The sequence below is a fragment of the Noviherbaspirillum sp. ST9 genome, from assembly GCF_048799745.1.
Lineage (GTDB): Bacteria > Pseudomonadota > Gammaproteobacteria > Burkholderiales > Burkholderiaceae_D > Noviherbaspirillum.
The window spans coordinates 91894-106222 of record NZ_JBLWFR010000008.1 but is presented as its reverse complement, the minus strand read 5'-3'; the positions used below and the strand labels follow the sequence as shown (position 1 = coordinate 106222).

19 protein-coding genes are annotated in these 14329 nt (G+C 60.2%); 8 read left to right on the top strand and 11 right to left on the bottom strand.

Annotated elements, in window-relative coordinates; genetic code table 11:
- Positions 1–2 precede the first annotated feature (2 nt).
- From ACNOHI_RS19110 to ACNOHI_RS19095, 4 genes are all read right to left on the bottom strand, one after another.
- Entirely contained in the window at positions 3–368 is a 366-nt protein-coding gene (locus ACNOHI_RS19110) for a type IV pilus modification PilV family protein (RefSeq protein WP_420476290.1), read from the bottom strand.
- Between the two features lie 11 nt (positions 369–379).
- On the bottom strand, positions 380–970 hold the full coding sequence (locus ACNOHI_RS19105) for a GspH/FimT family pseudopilin (RefSeq protein WP_420476289.1): 591 nt from the start codon (positions 968–970) through the stop codon (positions 380–382).
- On the bottom strand, positions 964–1401 hold the full coding sequence (locus ACNOHI_RS19100; protein WP_420476288.1) for a type IV pilin protein: 438 nt from the start codon (positions 1399–1401) through the stop codon (positions 964–966). Before ACNOHI_RS19100 ends, ACNOHI_RS19105 begins: the two co-directional genes overlap by 7 nt.
- A 198-nt stretch (positions 1402–1599) precedes the next feature.
- A complete protein-coding gene (locus ACNOHI_RS19095; RefSeq protein ID WP_420476287.1) occupies positions 1600–2592 on the bottom strand; it encodes a serine/threonine protein kinase in 993 nt (330 codons plus the stop codon).
- A gap of 118 nt (positions 2593–2710) precedes the next feature.
- On the opposite strand from ACNOHI_RS19095, the gene ACNOHI_RS19090 reads away from it, so the two are divergent.
- Positions 2711–3409, top strand: a complete 699-nt coding sequence (locus ACNOHI_RS19090) for a UPF0149 family protein (protein ID WP_420476286.1) — start codon at positions 2711–2713, stop codon at positions 3407–3409.
- Between the two features lie 3 nt (positions 3410–3412).
- On the opposite strand, the gene ACNOHI_RS19085 is transcribed toward ACNOHI_RS19090, so the two are convergent.
- From ACNOHI_RS19085 to ACNOHI_RS19065, 5 genes are all read right to left on the bottom strand, one after another.
- Positions 3413–5200, bottom strand: a complete 1788-nt coding sequence (locus tag ACNOHI_RS19085; protein WP_420476285.1) for a glycoside hydrolase family 2 protein — start codon at positions 5198–5200, stop codon at positions 3413–3415.
- 90 nt (positions 5201–5290) lie between these two features.
- Positions 5291–7501 (bottom strand): family 1 glycosylhydrolase, encoded by a 2211-nt coding sequence (locus tag ACNOHI_RS19080; RefSeq protein WP_420476284.1) that lies wholly within the window; start codon positions 7499–7501, stop codon positions 5291–5293.
- 235 nt (positions 7502–7736) lie between these two features.
- On the bottom strand, positions 7737–8357 hold the full coding sequence (locus ACNOHI_RS19075) for a DUF2799 domain-containing protein (RefSeq protein ID WP_420476283.1): 621 nt from the start codon (positions 8355–8357) through the stop codon (positions 7737–7739).
- 16 nt (positions 8358–8373) lie between these two features.
- Entirely contained in the window at positions 8374–8877 is a 504-nt protein-coding gene (locus ACNOHI_RS19070; RefSeq protein WP_420476282.1) for a glycine zipper 2TM domain-containing protein, read from the bottom strand.
- A gap of 105 nt (positions 8878–8982) precedes the next feature.
- Complete coding sequence (locus tag ACNOHI_RS19065) at positions 8983–9210, bottom strand: hypothetical protein (protein ID WP_420476281.1); 228 nt, start codon at positions 9208–9210, stop codon at positions 8983–8985.
- A 119-nt stretch (positions 9211–9329) separates the two neighbouring features.
- On the opposite strand from ACNOHI_RS19065, the gene ACNOHI_RS19060 reads away from it, so the two are divergent.
- The gene (locus tag ACNOHI_RS19060) at positions 9330–10502 is read left to right on the top strand and encodes a hypothetical protein (protein ID WP_420476280.1); all 1173 of its coding nucleotides are present in this window, start codon (positions 9330–9332) and stop codon (positions 10500–10502) included.
- 107 nt (positions 10503–10609) lie between these two features.
- Here the strand turns inward: ACNOHI_RS19060 and ACNOHI_RS19055 are convergent, their stop codons facing one another.
- A complete protein-coding gene (locus ACNOHI_RS19055; RefSeq protein ID WP_420476279.1) occupies positions 10610–10936 on the bottom strand; it encodes a hypothetical protein in 327 nt (108 codons plus the stop codon).
- Positions 10937–11008: 72 nt separating this feature from the next.
- Here ACNOHI_RS19055 and ACNOHI_RS19050 point away from each other — a divergent pair, with 72 nt between their 5' ends.
- From ACNOHI_RS19050 to ACNOHI_RS19025, 6 genes are all read left to right on the top strand, one after another.
- Positions 11009–11260 carry a hypothetical protein gene (locus tag ACNOHI_RS19050; RefSeq protein WP_420476278.1) on the top strand — a complete coding sequence of 84 codons (252 nt, stop codon included), beginning with the start codon at positions 11009–11011 and terminating at the stop codon, positions 11258–11260.
- 88 nt (positions 11261–11348) lie between these two features.
- Entirely contained in the window at positions 11349–11603 is a 255-nt protein-coding gene (locus ACNOHI_RS19045) for a hypothetical protein (protein ID WP_420476277.1), read from the top strand.
- Positions 11604–11793: 190 nt separating this feature from the next.
- Positions 11794–12120: a hypothetical protein gene (locus ACNOHI_RS19040; RefSeq protein WP_420476469.1), complete on the top strand. Its 327-nt coding sequence runs from the start codon at positions 11794–11796 to the stop codon at positions 12118–12120.
- 233 nt (positions 12121–12353) lie between these two features.
- On the top strand, positions 12354–12512 hold the full coding sequence (locus ACNOHI_RS19035; protein WP_420476276.1) for a hypothetical protein: 159 nt from the start codon (positions 12354–12356) through the stop codon (positions 12510–12512).
- A 97-nt stretch (positions 12513–12609) separates the two neighbouring features.
- Complete coding sequence (locus ACNOHI_RS19030) at positions 12610–13710, top strand: mechanosensitive ion channel family protein (RefSeq protein WP_420476275.1); 1101 nt, start codon at positions 12610–12612, stop codon at positions 13708–13710.
- 105 nt (positions 13711–13815) lie between these two features.
- Positions 13816–13938 carry a hypothetical protein gene (locus ACNOHI_RS19025; protein WP_420476274.1) on the top strand — a complete coding sequence of 41 codons (123 nt, stop codon included), beginning with the start codon at positions 13816–13818 and terminating at the stop codon, positions 13936–13938.
- Here the strand turns inward: ACNOHI_RS19025 and ACNOHI_RS19020 are convergent.
- Positions 13935–14213, bottom strand: coding sequence for a hypothetical protein (locus tag ACNOHI_RS19020; protein WP_420476273.1), 279 nt, complete (start codon positions 14211–14213; stop codon positions 13935–13937). The genes ACNOHI_RS19025 and ACNOHI_RS19020 overlap by 4 nt on opposite strands.
- Positions 14214–14329 lie beyond the last annotated feature (116 nt).

Genomic DNA, 14329 nt, shown 5'->3' with positions numbered 1-14329 from the left:
TCTTAACCGTTGATATTTGCAACGACGACATGGCGATGCGGCGCGGGCTCTCCCGGCAATTGCCAGGTAATGGTCACCGTGACCTGGCTGCCATCGACATCGATCGTGCGCTTGCCTTTCGGCAGTGCGGGAAGGCTTTCCTCCGTCTTATATGCGGTGAGGTTCTCGCGGTCTGCCCACATGGCGCCCAACGCCTGGTTGGCCAGGAAGCTGGCGTCAACGCGATACTTTGCATCGTTGGCGTGCCGAAGGCTGGCCGCTTGCAGACCCACGATCGACAGAATGCCGATCGAGAAAATAAGAATGGCAATCAACCCCTCGAGGAGGGCCATGCCTTGTTCCTGCTTGTAATGGAATCGACGGTTCATGGATGCGGTCCTTAACTGCAGCCTTGGGGATTCTTTGCGAGGGAAAGAGCGGGATCGCACATGCGTACGAGGCCGCCGGAAGACACCATGACGACGAATCGCCGCGCGTCCGCGCTGGCGAGGTTCGTAATGTCGACGCGGGCGATATCCGTGCCCTCGTTCACCACCCTGCCCAACCCGTTAAAGCTGACGCCTGCGGCCAACTCTGTGCCTGCCGAAATGGGGGATGAAAAGTAGCCAGGGGGGATGGAGGTGGGCAGTACTGTCTTGCTGACGCCTGCCCTTGCATTGGCTGCGGCTTCGTCGGCGGGGCGGCTTTGTATCGTCGCCGGGCACTCGTCGGTAACGGTGATGCATCCGACATTCCATGCAATGCGTCCCGTCTCGTCGGTGAGATCGAAACGGACAACCGCATTGCGCTTGACGGCCTCAAGGCGGGCGAGCTGGATGCCGTTCATGATCAGCTCTCCGGCTGTCCGGTTCTGCGCATTCTGGAGCCAGGTAACGAAGGCTGGGACGCCGGCCATCATCAGGAATGCCGCGATCCCCAGGCCCACAAGGAGTTCGACCAGGCTCATGCCGCATCGCGCGCGCGTTAGCATGCGCCACCCTTCTTCGTGACCCAGCAGTTGACGGGTGCCGTGCCCCAGCCGCTCGGGAGGGCCGTCGTCGTTTTCTTGTTGTCGTTGTCGATCGTATACGTGAAACCATCCATCGTGCCGGAGGCGAGGCCGGTGGCCTGGACCACGAATTCGGTATTGCTCAGTGTCGGGCAGCTATAGGCAAAGTCATCGTTGTCAGGAAGCGCGGCAACCGTGCCGCTCTTGCATGCACCCTCGAAGGTGCGGTTGTCCTGGTAATACTGCTCCAGCTTTACACGCATGCTGGCCAAGGTACTGGTCGCCTGCGAAATTCTTCCCCGCTTCACGTAATCCGTGTACGACGGTAATGCGACTGCGGCCAGGATTGCGGCAATGGCGACCGTCACCATCAATTCGATAAGCGTAAAGCCTGAGTGCGGAGAGGTTCGCATGGTCAAATTGGCAATATAAAAATGACAAGCAAGATTATCAAAAAGGAAATATTGCAAGTTGTCACGCCGACCAGCGGTCGTTTTTGCCAGACGAGCGGTTTCCTGCCGGAATCAAGCCGACAGGATCACGGAGGCGACGCGGGGAGGCAGGGGATTGAGGCCGGCGAGAGGATGAAACAGTTGGGAGACGGCTTTGCGTCAGCCGCCCCAGAGCGGCGGTTCGCTCATGAGGGCAATCTGTTCACGGATTTCGAGGATACGGTCCTGCCAGTAGCGCTGGGTGTTAAACCAGGGGAATGCGACCTTAAATGCCGGATCTTCCCAGCGGCGTGCGAGCCAGGCCGAGTAATGCAGGAGGCGCAGTGTCCTCAGCGCTTCGATGAGCTGCAATTCCCGCTCGTCGAATTCGAGAAAGTCCTCGTAGCCCGCCAGCAGGTCGGCCAGTTGTCTGGCCATGTCGGCTCGCTCGCCGGATAGCAGCATCCACAAGTCCTGCACCGCCGGTCCCATCCTGCTGTCGTCGAAATCGACGAAGTGCGGCCCCTTCTCCGTCCAGAGGACGTTACCGACGTGGCAGTCGCCGTGCAGGCGCAGCATGCGTACGTCACCAGCGCGTTCGTAGCAATGGCGTACGCTCTCGAGCGCCTGGGTACTGACGCTGCGGTATGCGTCGCGCAAATCTTCCGGGATGAAATCGTGCGCAAGCAGGTATTCCACGGATTCCGTACCAAAGGTCGTCAATGAGATCTGCGGCCTTGCATGGAAAGGTGAAGTGGCGCCGATGGCGTGAATACGGCCGATGAAGCGTCCCAGCCACTGCAGCGTTCCCCGATCATCGAGCTCCGGAGCCCGGCCGCCTTGCATCGGAAACACGGCAAAACGGAATCCCTCGTGCGTGTGCAATGTCCCGCCGCGACCCGCTTTCATGGCGGGCACCGCCGGGATTTCGTGTTCCGCGAGCTGCTCTACGAAGGTGTGTTCTTCAAGAATTGCCTCGTCGCTCCAACGTTGCGGACGGTAAAACTTCGCCACGAGTGGCGGCCCCTCCTCCATCCCGATGCGATAAACCCGGTTCTCGTAACTGTTCAATGCAAGCAGCCGTCCGTCCGGCCGCAGGTCGATGCTTTCGATCGCATCGAGGACAACCTCCGGGCTCAGTCCGGAGAACGCATGGGAAAAGATTCGGTTCATGGTGCGGATTGTACCGTCGGGGCAGCCCGGCGACAGTGTATGATGCGGTCTTTGGTCCTCATTCTCTGTCCGTCACGCAAGTGAACTACCGGACGCCATTTTTTCCGCCTGCCATTCCATGCACCTCGACGAACCCCTTTCCGACAAGGAATTTAACGAACTCGATCAATTCCTGCTCTCCGACCGTTGCGCCGACGATGGCATGACCATGGACTCGCTCCACGGTTTCCTGACCGCGCTGGCGATCGGCCCCGAGGAAGTCCTGATGGCAGAGTGGCTGCCCAAAGTCTGGGGCTCCGCAGGCAAGGATGGCCCGAAGTTCAAGACGCCGAAGGAAGCCGAACGCATCGCGATGCTGATCGCGCGCTTCATGAACGAAATCGCGATCACCTTTGAAGTCGCGCCGAAGGAGTTCGAGCCGCTATTCTGCGAACACGAGGTTGAAGGCCGTTCACTGCTCGACGGCGATGCGTGGGCGTGGGGTTTCTGGGAAGGCATGAACTTGCGTGCGGACGCTTGGGCGCCCATCTGGGAATCGAACCTCGCCGACATGATCAAGCCGGTCTATCTGCTCGGTGCGGAGGAAATTGAAGAAGAGGAAATGGCGCTGGTCGACGATCCCGTCAAGCGCCACAAGCTTGCGGTGGAAATGGAGGCGGCGATTCCCCACGTCCACAAGTTCTGGCAGCCGCATCGCAAATCGGCGGTGCAACAGGTAAAGAACGAAACACCGAAGACAGGCCGCAACGATCCCTGCCCGTGCGGCAGCGGGAAGAAGTTCAAGAAATGCTGCGGCGCGCAGCAGGAACCGGCGTAAGCCTCATACGCCGTACTGCGCCTTCGCATTCGGCTTGATGTTGCGCGTGGCCGCGTAGATCTGCTCGATGGGCAGTTTCGGCGTGCGGTCCGCAGTCAGCAGACCGTTCGCCTCCTGGAAGGTGTCCGCGAATTGCGTATAGCAGAAGCCGCTGAACAGCGGCGTCTCGCTCACCACTTCCAGCAGCCGGCTATAGACCTGATGGAAGTCCTGGTCGCTGTCGGCCATCGAATATCCCCAAACATCCTTCACGCCCGCCTCGGGAATCTTTGCATACGTGATGCCGCCGAACTCCGTCAGGATGATCGGCTGGCCGCGGTGCGGGTAGCCGTCGAGAGTGAGGATGCGTCCGCCCGGACGCCGCCGGTCGAACAGTTCCTGCGGATTGACCGAGTAACGCGCGGCGAGACGCTCCGGGTCACCGTCGTAGTCGTGGATGCCCAGCAGATCGGTGGCGGAAGCCTCCCACCCATCATTGCCGATCACGGGACGCGTTGAATCGAACGTGCGCGTGAGGTGGTACAAGGCTTCGACGGCATTGCGGTGCGCCTGGGTCGAGGTCAGATTCGGCACGCCCCAGGATTCGTTGAACGGCACCCATACAATGATGCAGGGATGGCTGTAATCCCGCTCGATCACTTCGCTCCACTCGCGCACAAGACGGTTGATCGCCTGCGGTGTAAAGCGGTAGGTGGACGGCATCTCTTCCCAGACAAGCAGCCCAAGACGGTCGGCCCAATAGAGGTAGCGCGGGTCCTCGACCTTCTGGTGCTTGCGCACGCCATTGAAGCCCATCGCCTTGGCCAGTTCAACATCCTTGCGCAGGGCATCGTCGTCCGGCGCCGCAAGCATGGTGTCCGGCCAGTAACCCTGGTCCAGGACCAGCTTCAGGTGATAGGGACGCCCGTTGAGCATGAAGCGGTCGCGGTTGATGGCCACCGAGCGCAAGGCGGTATAGGACTTCACCTTGTCCAGCACCTTGTCTTTCTGGCGCAGCGTGATGTCCACATCCAGCAGGCGGGGATGTTCGGGACTCCAGAGCAATTCGTTGCGCGAGTCGTCGATGCCCGGGTCGGAAAGCGAAATCTTCCGGCTGGCCTCGCCGCCGATGATCTTGTAGTAGTCGTCGGCCAGCATCTTGCTGCCATGCCGGATCTTCACTTCAACGAACAGATCTTCTTCCGGGTCGTCGCCGGCGATATAGGTATCGCAGCCGATCTCGAAGCCCTCGAAATGCGGAGTCCAGCGCAGCTTCTGGAGGTAGGTCCGCGGCACGCGCTCGATCCATACCTGCTGCCAGATGCCCGTCGTGCGCGGATACCAGATGGAATGCGGTTCCAGCTGCCAGTCCTGCTTGCCGCGCGGCTTGGCCAGGTCGTGCGGGTCGTCTTCGACATAGACGGTCACCGTATGGCGGGTACTGTCCTTGAGGTAATCGGTGACATCGGCGGAGAACGAACTGTGCCCGCCTTCATGATCGGCGACGCGATGCCCGTTGACCCACACGCGCGCACGATAGTCGACAGCGCCGAAATGGATCAGCACCCTCTGCCCTTCGGCGGCGATGTCGAACTCGCGCTGGTACCAGCATGCCCGGTGGAAGCCGCGGTCCCCGATCCCGCTTGCCTTCGACTCGGGTGGATACGGAACCGTGATCTCGTGCGTCCACTGGATCGGGTCGCTCGGGCGCCGGTATTTCTTTTCATCATCGAAGGTGAATTTCCACTGGCCATTCAGGGACTGCCAGTGCTCACGTACCAGTTGCGGGCGCGGGTATGCGTTCTCTGCCATGCCGGTTCCTCCATACGGACAATATCCGGGTTGGAGTATTTCAACGCATTGCTGTTCCCGCTACTGTCAGGAGATTTGCGGTGCAGCCAGTCAGGCCGCGGCGCGTCCCGATGCGTCATCATTCCAGGCGACCGTGTTTTCCCGGACGTAACGCTCCACTGCGCTTGTAAAGCTCGGCAGGATCAAGCCACGTTCACTCGTCAGCGCGGTCATGCCGCGCCCGCCGCCGTGCGTCCTGACGATCGCGGACGTATCCATTCCGGCCTCGCGGGCCACACGCTCGGCAAATTCGTGCCACGAGGTGACACCCTGGTTCGTCAGGTGCCATATTCCGTTCACCCGGTCGATCAGCAGGTCCAGTGCAGCGTGCGCGAGGTCAGGCACGTAGGTTGGGGACACATGCACATCGCCATGGGCTTCGATGGTCCGGCCGGCTGCCAGCTCGCGCAAGACCATGTGCACGAAGTTGTACCGGTCCCAGGGCCCGAAGAAAGCGCTGGTGCGCACGACCAGTGCGTCGGAAAAGACCTGCATCACGCGCCGCTCCGCCTCGGCCTTGCTGGAACCGTAAACGCACAGCGGCGAGACTTGGTCGCTTTCTACATACGCGCGTCCAAGGCTGCCGTCGAAGACGAGGTCGGACGAAAACGTCACGTAAGGAATGCCGAGTTTTGCGCATGCCCGCGCAAGCACTTCCGCGCCCGCTGCGTTCTCGCGGAAGCAGCGTTCCGATTCACGCGCCGCGTCCGCTACGCGTACATAACCGGCCGCATTGATCACCGCCCAGGGACGCCGGCTGCCGAGCGCCCTTTCCACCGACGCCTCGTCGGCAATGTCCATGTCGGTCCGCCTGAGCAGTTCGTGCGCGAGACTGCGATGGTCACACACGCGCGAGATCGCGCGTCCCAGCGTACCCGTGCCGCCGGTGATGATCAGTTTGCGTTGCGTCGATTTCATGATGTTGGGCGCGGCTGTAACCTTGGACGGGGTGAAGAAGAAACGGTCATTGCGCTGCCACCATCCCGCGCCGTCCAGCACGGGATGGTCGAAGTGCCCTGTTGCGGCCAGGGACGCAGCAGCATCCGCGAGCGCAGTCGGCCGAGCCGCCTTTCCACGCACGTCGAAGACACCGCTTTCATAGAACCCATGGTCCTGGGTAAGCAGCGAATTCCAATCGACGCAACCGAAGAGCGACCAGACAGTGACGGCACGGATGTCGGCGCCTTCGTTCCGCACTGTGTGTGCGGCCTGCCACATCTCCTGCAGCCAACGCAGCTGATCGTCACGTGATCCGCCGAGATGCGCTTCGGTCACGGCTATCGGCAGGCGGTAACGCTCCCACACTTCACGCAGGCGGGCGGCGGGCCCAGTCAATCCATCCGCGTCATAAGCACGAGTGGCGTGAACATCGACATAGGGCACGCCCTCCGCACGGAAGGCCGCCGGATAGTCGCGCTTGCGCCGGTCCAGGAAGCGCTCACTGGTGACGTAGTGATTAATGCCGATTACATCCGGGACGCACGGGGTGTCGATAAAAAACGCCATGTCGCGCGCGGTGAGTCCGGCCCGCAGGAACTCCTCGTACCATGTGTGCGCCGGATCGATGCGTCCACACAGGAGGTCGAAACACAACCAGCGCCGCTCATTTTCGTAGTCGGCCTGTCCCTGCAGGTCGGGAAGCGAAAACGTCTTGCCCATGTCCTCTGTCTGGACCAGCCTGGCATCGGGGACGATGCGGCGGATGGCTTGCATCGACAATGCGACGCCGAGGCATTCGTTGTAGAGCGCGCGAAGCATCGTTGGCACGTCCCGACCATGCGGGTACCAATGCCCATAGAGGCCGCTGAAGCGCGCGGTAGTCAATGGCTCATTGACCGGCGTGTACATTGAAATCCACGGGTAGCGCCGAGCGACGCGCTCCGCGTGACGTGCAAGCATCACGGGAAAATCCCGGTCGAGCAGGTTCGTGTATTTTGGGCCGCTGCCGTGATGAACGAGACCAGCGATGGGCGCGATACCCAGTTCCCGCAGCCGTTGAAGTCGCGCGTCGTGCCAGCGCCAGTCCGATTCGTCCGGCCGTTCGGGCGACACACTTTCCCAAAGGATGGGAAAGCGCAGCGTCTTGATCCCGAGAGCGGCGATCGCATCAAGATCCCCCTCCCTGTCCTTGTGCCCGGTCTCCGCCGACTGGTCACGGAATCGGTCACCGATCCGTGCGATTGTGCATTCAATCCCGCCCCATAGTTCCAGGGCTGGCGTGGCCGTTAGTCTTGACGAAGATTGGGAACGGTAAGAATTCATGCGCAAATGGGATTGGAAAGGGAACCGGAAGGAGTCGCTCGAGCGCCCGGGCTTCCTGCAGGAATGTCATGCTCGGTCAAATCCGACCGATGTGGATGAACAAGGACTGCTTCAACCTGTTCGACTCGTTGATTCTTGGGATGGGCGTACCGGTTGAACGTACCGTGCAGACTCCGCAGGTGCGCAATTGTTCCCTTGATAAGGGTCCGATTCTGACGGGCGTCATGAAATCGGACTACTGCCAGTATCCGGCCTCTCGCAGCTTCATTTGCAGGTGGAATTGAAGGCGATCCGCGTCAGGAATGAGAAAGGCGTTCTCGCGGCCTGCCGCGTTTTTGCGTTCAACGAGACGTTCGAATTCCTCGAGAAGCGCCTTGCGCGGCTCATCCGGCAGGTCATTCTTGCGCAATTCCTCACGGACGCGCGCAATGCGCTCGTTATCCCGGCGCATACGGTGGTTATTGTCGATGATGCGTTGCCGCCGCCGCGCGAGGTCGCTTTCCAGAAAGTGAATCTGTTGTCCGCGATGGTACTGGTCCATGAATGCCAGCCTCATGCCTTCAGGGCAATCGGCCGCATTGGAGGCCCCTCCTCCCCTTCCAACGGAAAATCCGTTTTCTGGCCGACAATAATTGACCAGTCCCTGTTCGCGGCCGCGCAGGTAACCATCCAGATCCGGTTTCACGCCCACTTCGGCACAGGCTTTTGCATGGTCATTGATGCGGGCTGCCGAAGCGCCGCCCGCACCGTCGGCAAATCCGATCTGCCGCCAGTCGGCGTGCCTGCACTGTTCGGGGGAGAGGCTGGCGCAGCCGGCGATCAGCACGGCCGGCAGCAGCGACAGGAAGCGGCGCATTTCCTGGCGACAAATGTCAGCGAGGCATGACCGATACGCGCACACGCATGCGCTCACCGGGGTCGTAGGGCATCACCGTGGTGTACATGCGCCCGTGGTATTCGTAGGTCACCGCGTAGCCGTTGGTACGGCTTTGCCAGTTGTCGACCGTCCTGCATTGACGCACCGGCTGCTGCTCGTTCACGACACTACCTTGATTGTTTTCCAGGCGGTCGCCCACGATGGCGCCGGCAATCGCGCCGGCTGCTGTGGCAGCGGTGCGACCGCTTCCGCCGCCCACCTGGTTGCCGATGATGCCGCCGGCCAATCCGCCGACAATCGAGCCGCCCATGCCGCGTTGCTGCTGACGCTGCACGGGGACGTACTCGGTGCGGCATTCCTGCTGCGGATAATTGACCTGCTCAAGCTGCGGCGTCACGCTGACAACGCGCGCAAAATCTTCGTAATCTGCTGCAAAGGCACTAGACAGTGTGCCGACACATACGAGGGAAACCAGCAGTCCCGCTCGCGTCTTGTTCATGATTAGCCTCCCTGTATCAACCACAGGGTTAACGCAGGAAGCGGACAAAGACGGTACAGGAACTTTGTAACGATATGTATCGCCGGCAACGCCGGAAACAGATCGCTATACGGGTGTGTCACGTGGCGCATCGGCGGCGCGTGTAAGCTGCACGAGAAGCGCACCTTTGACCATCGACAGCGCGAGATTGCTTCCCATGCGGAAGCCCTGCATCGCAGCGGCGTCCATCAACTCGAGCACTTCCTCGTGCGTCAGATTGTGATAGTCCACGCGGCCGTACAGCGCTTCGCGGTTCATTGTATTAATGTCGTTCACTATTTCATCGGGGGTCATATTCCAGCTCCTGGACCCCGCCCGTTGCGGGCGGTGTGCGATTGGACAGCGTCCCCGGAAAGATATCTCCGACTATTGACCTTCATTCTGCGGTAACCGCGATCGGAGAGCCGGCTGAATTGTCATGGCTCAAGCTTCTTGAGTGGACCGTTCCGATATCGAATGTCCAGTCAGGAGGGATTATTGAAGGCTTCTTCCTCAACGCGGTAATCGTCGGCGCACGTCTTGCTGCAGAACCGCCGCACATTGTCCAGCGGCTGATTGCAATACCAGCATGCTCCCTTGGGCTTCAGATCGGCGAGGCTGACGGGCTGCGCGGCCTTCGCTTGTCGGACAGGCTCAGTACGATCGTCAATCTGGTCTGCATCACTCATGATTCAGCCGCCATCAAAAGGTACTGGAGTGCACCTGCGATTGCTCAGGTGCCGTGCGGGCCGGCCAGGAGTGCCTGCTCGATTGCAACCGCAATGAGGCTGCAATGCGAGAAGTATAGTCCGAAGCCTGGACGAGTTGAAAAGTATGGCAAAAAATTTGACGGGCTGCATTGTTCGCTGCAGCGGAAAGAAAAATGCCCGCCGGCCTTGCGGCGGCGGGCGAATCTCTCAACCTTGGAAGGAACACCGGCGCGAGAAGCATTCGCGCCTCTTGTATTTCACCATTCCGGAGGTGAAGCGAGCTTGCGATCAGACAGGGGTTTGCTGCCCAATTCGGTGCATCAGGCACGACTCGCCCAGCACGTGAATACTTACCCTCAACGCACGCTCCGCCATACGTGGCGTGGTCGCTTTTGTGGTGTTTCCGTGGTGAACTTTTCCCCTTCGCCCTGCGTCAAAGAAGGCCATCAAGCAATACCCACAACATCGCGACGCCCGGGAGGTAGTGTGTCAGCAGTTCCAGATTCAGAAAATACGGTTTCCAGCGTCAGCGCGGTCAGGTCGGCGGCCATCGAAATACGCGAGGGCGACTGGAAGGCTTATCTCCAGTGCATCGCGCGCTGCAGGGACGACAAGAGCGTCCTTGATCGTTACGGGAGCGTAGCCGAATACAAGCGTGCGTGTGCGATGGCCTATCTCGGCAAGCGCGCCCAATTGCACGGAGGGGTGTGCAGCACACGGCATCCGCACATCATGACGATCCAGTTCATCCAGGACCTCGAGACCAGCAACAGGACGATTCGCTACAGCCGCTATCCGTGGTTGCGTGCGTTGATGAATCTGCTGGCAGAAATCGAGCAGATCCAGGATCAGATCTCGAGCAACAACGTCATCACACTGGTCCCCGCGACCAAATAAGCAGCGATGACATTGAGGTCAAAAGAAAAACCCGCCGATGCAAATCGCAGGCGGGCTTTTTTCAGACAGTGCAAGTTGCATGTCATGCAACTCATGTCAAGGGCAGTTCACGTGCCGGCTGTCTTGATTTCATGTTCGACATTGGCGCTTTCATCTCCCACCTTGCTTTTCCACGCCGAGACAAAGAAGTTTTTCTGAGCCTCGCTCGGCTCCTCGAACCACACCACGATCAGGGTTCCCTTGTGGTCGTGCAGGTGTGAGAGCTTGCCAAGGAATTCCGTGTCGCCCGCAACGTCGGACAGGGCGACGGCGTAGCCATACACGCGGTTCACCCGCTCGATGCGGTCGGGTTCCGTCCCGCTGTTGGTAGCACTGATTTTCGGATGGTCCAGGTACATCGCGTTCGTCTCCGTGGTTGCTGCGTATACGCGCATTGTATGGGTTCCGGTGCAACTATGCACCCTCCGCGTGAAGGAACCAGACATCGACCCTCATGCCGAAAGATCATGATTCTCGATGTCGAAACCCTACCCGGTCCCCATGGAGATCGGGAACCTGTCGCGTTCCTTCTCGGCGCCCGGCGCGTCGTTGTCGTGAATATTCTCGACCGCTGGCTGTCAGCGGATTGCAGCTATTTCAAGGTAGAGGCCGACGAATCCTCCATCTTCATCCTCCGTCATTTTCATGCGACGCGCGAGTGGGAGTTGACCTTGTACCAGGCGCCGACCGCACATGCCGGCGACCGCTCTCGAAATTGACAACTCTCAAGACCTTGCCGGGTTGACTCATTACCATCGAGAACACAAGCAGGTTCCTTTCACTTCATTCCAACAACGGAGACATCGCATGATCAGAACCGCAGCCGAACCGCGCGTTGCAGAGGAAGGCGTGACCTTCACTGTTGAAGTCGGCTTCGCCGACCGCGAGTGCCTGGTATCCAAGAATGCGCTTGCGCACCTGCGCCGCATGAAGGGCGGCCAGATGGATTTCATGGAGACGTACCGAGCATTCGAGGACCAGATCCACAGCGTCGCGCGACGGCTTGTCGTCGCTGGTGTGAGCGGCTCGCCACTTGTGTTGGGCGCAGCCTACTTCGTGTGACATCGCGACGCACGCGTCGAGCGTGTTCGTTTGATTTGCATCGCGCGTGCGAGTCCGATTGAATCAAACGCAAGCGCACACTATCGCGGCTGACAGCAAAGAAATAAGCACCTCTGACAATTATCAAAAATGCATCCATACGATTGGTCAGAATAAGATCCAGATCGAACCAGAAACGGGGAAAAGCCAGATGAACGAAACTAAAGAATTAAGCGCCCAGGACCAGTATCAATACGACCCCAACAACCTGCTGGAGTCGCTGATTGAAAAACTGAACTTGAAAAACGATGCTGCGCTCTCGCGTGCGCTTGAGGTGGCTCCACCGCTGATCAGCAAAATCCGCCATCGTCGCCTTCCGGTTGGCGCCTCCCTCCTGATCCGCATGCATGAAGTGTCGCAGCTGAGCATTCGCGACCTGCGCCACCTGATGGGCGATCGTCGGACCAAGTTCCGCATCAGCGACAAGCAGTTCAAGCCGAAGGCCGGCGTGTCGGGCTCGGCCAATACTGCCGCCTGATAGCCGCACTGGCGATCTGCGTTCGTTGTCGTCCGCATGCCGCACGCGGACGACAGTCTTGATCCCGCGGATCCGTGCACTTTCGGCTGAGTCGTCGTTGCGCGCTTGCTCCTGCTACCGCGGATGGAATGATTCGCTGCGGTCGCGCGCGCCGTGTGCCTCCGCATGCATGACATTGCTCAAGAAAGCAGGTCATGCACGGCGTACGATCACATCATCCATTGGAGCGAGCGATGTTGATAAACGATGAGCACCAGGTCCCGCCGGAACCTGTACCCGCTGATGATCCCGTGCCGGAAAAACTCCCTGCCCCCGGCGATGATCCGGTTCCCGACCACAACCCCGTCGCAAGACTTGCCCGGCGCAAAGACGTCGACGCCGCGCGCGAATAAGACGCAGCGGCGCAATTGCCCGCCGCATCCCTCTGATGACCGCTCCAATGAAACAGCTGGAGCCCTCCTTGCATTGTCGCGTTGAATGACCGAGCGCATGCCCGACTGGCTCGAGACATTGTCCTACGCGGTCATGCCTTGGGCCTTCCTCCTGCACCGGATTCCCTGGGTTGGCGTCGTCGTGCAATTGCTGGTGGCGCTGTTCGCCGTGATGATCTTTCATCGCGTGGGCACCCGCTTCCTTGCGCGTATTACGTCAACACTGCCGTTCTCCAGGAAGCTGGTGGACTATGGACACCGTGCCGGCGGCGTCGTTGTCTTCTTCCTGTCGTCCCAGGTCATCCTGCGCAACGCCCCTGATACCCTGCCCGGCCTCGATCTTGCGCGGCACGCGAATACGCTGCTCCTGATCACCGCGTTGACCTGGCTCGGCGTGCGATGCGTGAAGGCTGTGGCGATGACCATCGTGGAGATGAATCCGTCGGATGCGCCGGATAACCTCCAGGCGCGGCGCATCCAGACGCAGACCAAGGTCCTCTCGCGCAGCATGATCGTGCTGATCGTGCTGGTCGGTGGCGGATCTGCCTTGATGACCTTGCCCGGCCTGCGGCAGATTGGCACCAGCCTGCTCGCGTCCGCCGGCGTCGCCGGCCTTGTTGTCGGTTTCGCGGCGAAGCCAGTTCTCGGCAATCTCCTCGCTGGCATGCAGATCGCCTTGACCCAGCCGATACGCCTGCAGGACGTGGTCATCGTCCAGAACGAATGGGGACACGTGGAGGAAATCACCGGCACCTATGTGGTCGTCCGCCTGTGGGACCAGCGGCGCATGGTCGTGCCCCTGCAATGGTTCATCGAGAATCCGTTCCAGAACTGGACCAGGATGAGCTCCGAGATTCTGGGAACGGTCAGCATCTGGGTGGATTACAGCATGCCCGTTCCTGCCTTGCGGGCCGAGGCGGAACGCATTTGCCGTGATGCGCCCGAATGGGATGGCCGACTCTGCGTGACGCAAGTGGTCGACTCGAACGAGCGCGCGATGCATGTGCGCGTCCTGGTCAGCGCGGGAGATGCCGGGCGCGCATGGGATTTGCGCTGCCGGATTCGCGAGGGGCTGGTCGATTACATCCAGAGGGAATTTCCAGGCCACTTGCCGCGCCTGCGCGCCGATGTGCAATCAAACTTGCCCGGGCAGCAGTAAGGCGTCGCCTTCCCCGAGAACGCACGCACCCTGCTTGACAATGCTCAAGCCGCGCGGACGTGCCGCCTGCTACATTGCTCGCTCACAACGAGGGAGGGAATTGCCATGCAAAACTACAAGGACGGCCTGAATGCAGCAGCAACATTGAACGCCTATTTCGTCAGTGCGGCGATGGAATACTGGCGCGCCATGTCGTATCCGGCGCTGTATTACGCGCGGTACCTCTAACGCGCCCGCTGATTACCCGTGTAGCCATGCAGCCAGTGCGCCATGTCGCGCACCTCCGCGAGGCGTTCTCGAATCGCATTTCTCGCTGGCTGTGCACCTTGCCGGTACGTCCTGGCGGTCGTTGGGGCGACATCGAGCGCTGCCTGCACGACATAGCGTACGAGCTCCTGGTACTCCGGCCTGTCTTCGCGGCATGCCGTACGTGGAAGCAGGCCGGCTTCCACGGCCTTTTTCAAGGCCGCCTCGAGCATCTCTTCGGTCACCCGTGTGTTCATGCTGGACCTCCCATGATTGGACGCACGTTTATTCCTCACCTACACAGTCTGAACGTGCTTTATGACGCGCCAATGAACGGCCATCGGCTTTTGCGTCCCGTTGTCACATCAGCGTT

Bases quoted from the DNA above. Each gene is read 5' to 3' on its own strand.
- ACNOHI_RS19110 (WP_420476290.1), bottom strand. From the start codon at position 368: ATGAACCGTCGATTCCATTACAAGCAGGAACAAGGCATGGCCCTCCTC.
- ACNOHI_RS19105 (WP_420476289.1), bottom strand. From the start codon at position 970: ATGCTAACGCGCGCGCGATGCGGCATGAGCCTGGTCGAACTCCTTGTG.
- ACNOHI_RS19100 (WP_420476288.1), bottom strand. From the start codon at position 1,401: ATGCGAACCTCTCCGCACTCAGGCTTTACGCTTATCGAATTGATGGTG.
- ACNOHI_RS19095 (WP_420476287.1), bottom strand. From the start codon at position 2,592: ATGAACCGAATCTTTTCCCATGCGTTCTCCGGACTGAGCCCGGAGGTT.
- ACNOHI_RS19090 (WP_420476286.1), top strand. From the start codon at position 2,711: ATGCACCTCGACGAACCCCTTTCCGACAAGGAATTTAACGAACTCGAT.
- ACNOHI_RS19085 (WP_420476285.1), bottom strand. From the start codon at position 5,200: ATGGCAGAGAACGCATACCCGCGCCCGCAACTGGTACGTGAGCACTGG.
- ACNOHI_RS19080 (WP_420476284.1), bottom strand. From the start codon at position 7,501: ATGAATTCTTACCGTTCCCAATCTTCGTCAAGACTAACGGCCACGCCA.
- ACNOHI_RS19075 (WP_420476283.1), bottom strand. From the start codon at position 8,357: ATGCGCCGCTTCCTGTCGCTGCTGCCGGCCGTGCTGATCGCCGGCTGC.
- ACNOHI_RS19070 (WP_420476282.1), bottom strand. From the start codon at position 8,877: ATGAACAAGACGCGAGCGGGACTGCTGGTTTCCCTCGTATGTGTCGGC.
- ACNOHI_RS19065 (WP_420476281.1), bottom strand. From the start codon at position 9,210: ATGACCCCCGATGAAATAGTGAACGACATTAATACAATGAACCGCGAA.
- ACNOHI_RS19055 (WP_420476279.1), bottom strand. From the start codon at position 10,936: ATGCGCGTATACGCAGCAACCACGGAGACGAACGCGATGTACCTGGAC.
- ACNOHI_RS19050 (WP_420476278.1), top strand. From the start codon at position 11,009: ATGATTCTCGATGTCGAAACCCTACCCGGTCCCCATGGAGATCGGGAA.
- ACNOHI_RS19045 (WP_420476277.1), top strand. From the start codon at position 11,349: ATGATCAGAACCGCAGCCGAACCGCGCGTTGCAGAGGAAGGCGTGACC.
- ACNOHI_RS19040 (WP_420476469.1), top strand. From the start codon at position 11,794: ATGAACGAAACTAAAGAATTAAGCGCCCAGGACCAGTATCAATACGAC.
- ACNOHI_RS19035 (WP_420476276.1), top strand. From the start codon at position 12,354: ATGTTGATAAACGATGAGCACCAGGTCCCGCCGGAACCTGTACCCGCT.
- ACNOHI_RS19030 (WP_420476275.1), top strand. From the start codon at position 12,610: ATGCCCGACTGGCTCGAGACATTGTCCTACGCGGTCATGCCTTGGGCC.
- ACNOHI_RS19025 (WP_420476274.1), top strand. From the start codon at position 13,816: ATGCAAAACTACAAGGACGGCCTGAATGCAGCAGCAACATTGAACGCC.
- ACNOHI_RS19020 (WP_420476273.1), bottom strand. From the start codon at position 14,213: ATGAACACACGGGTGACCGAAGAGATGCTCGAGGCGGCCTTGAAAAAG.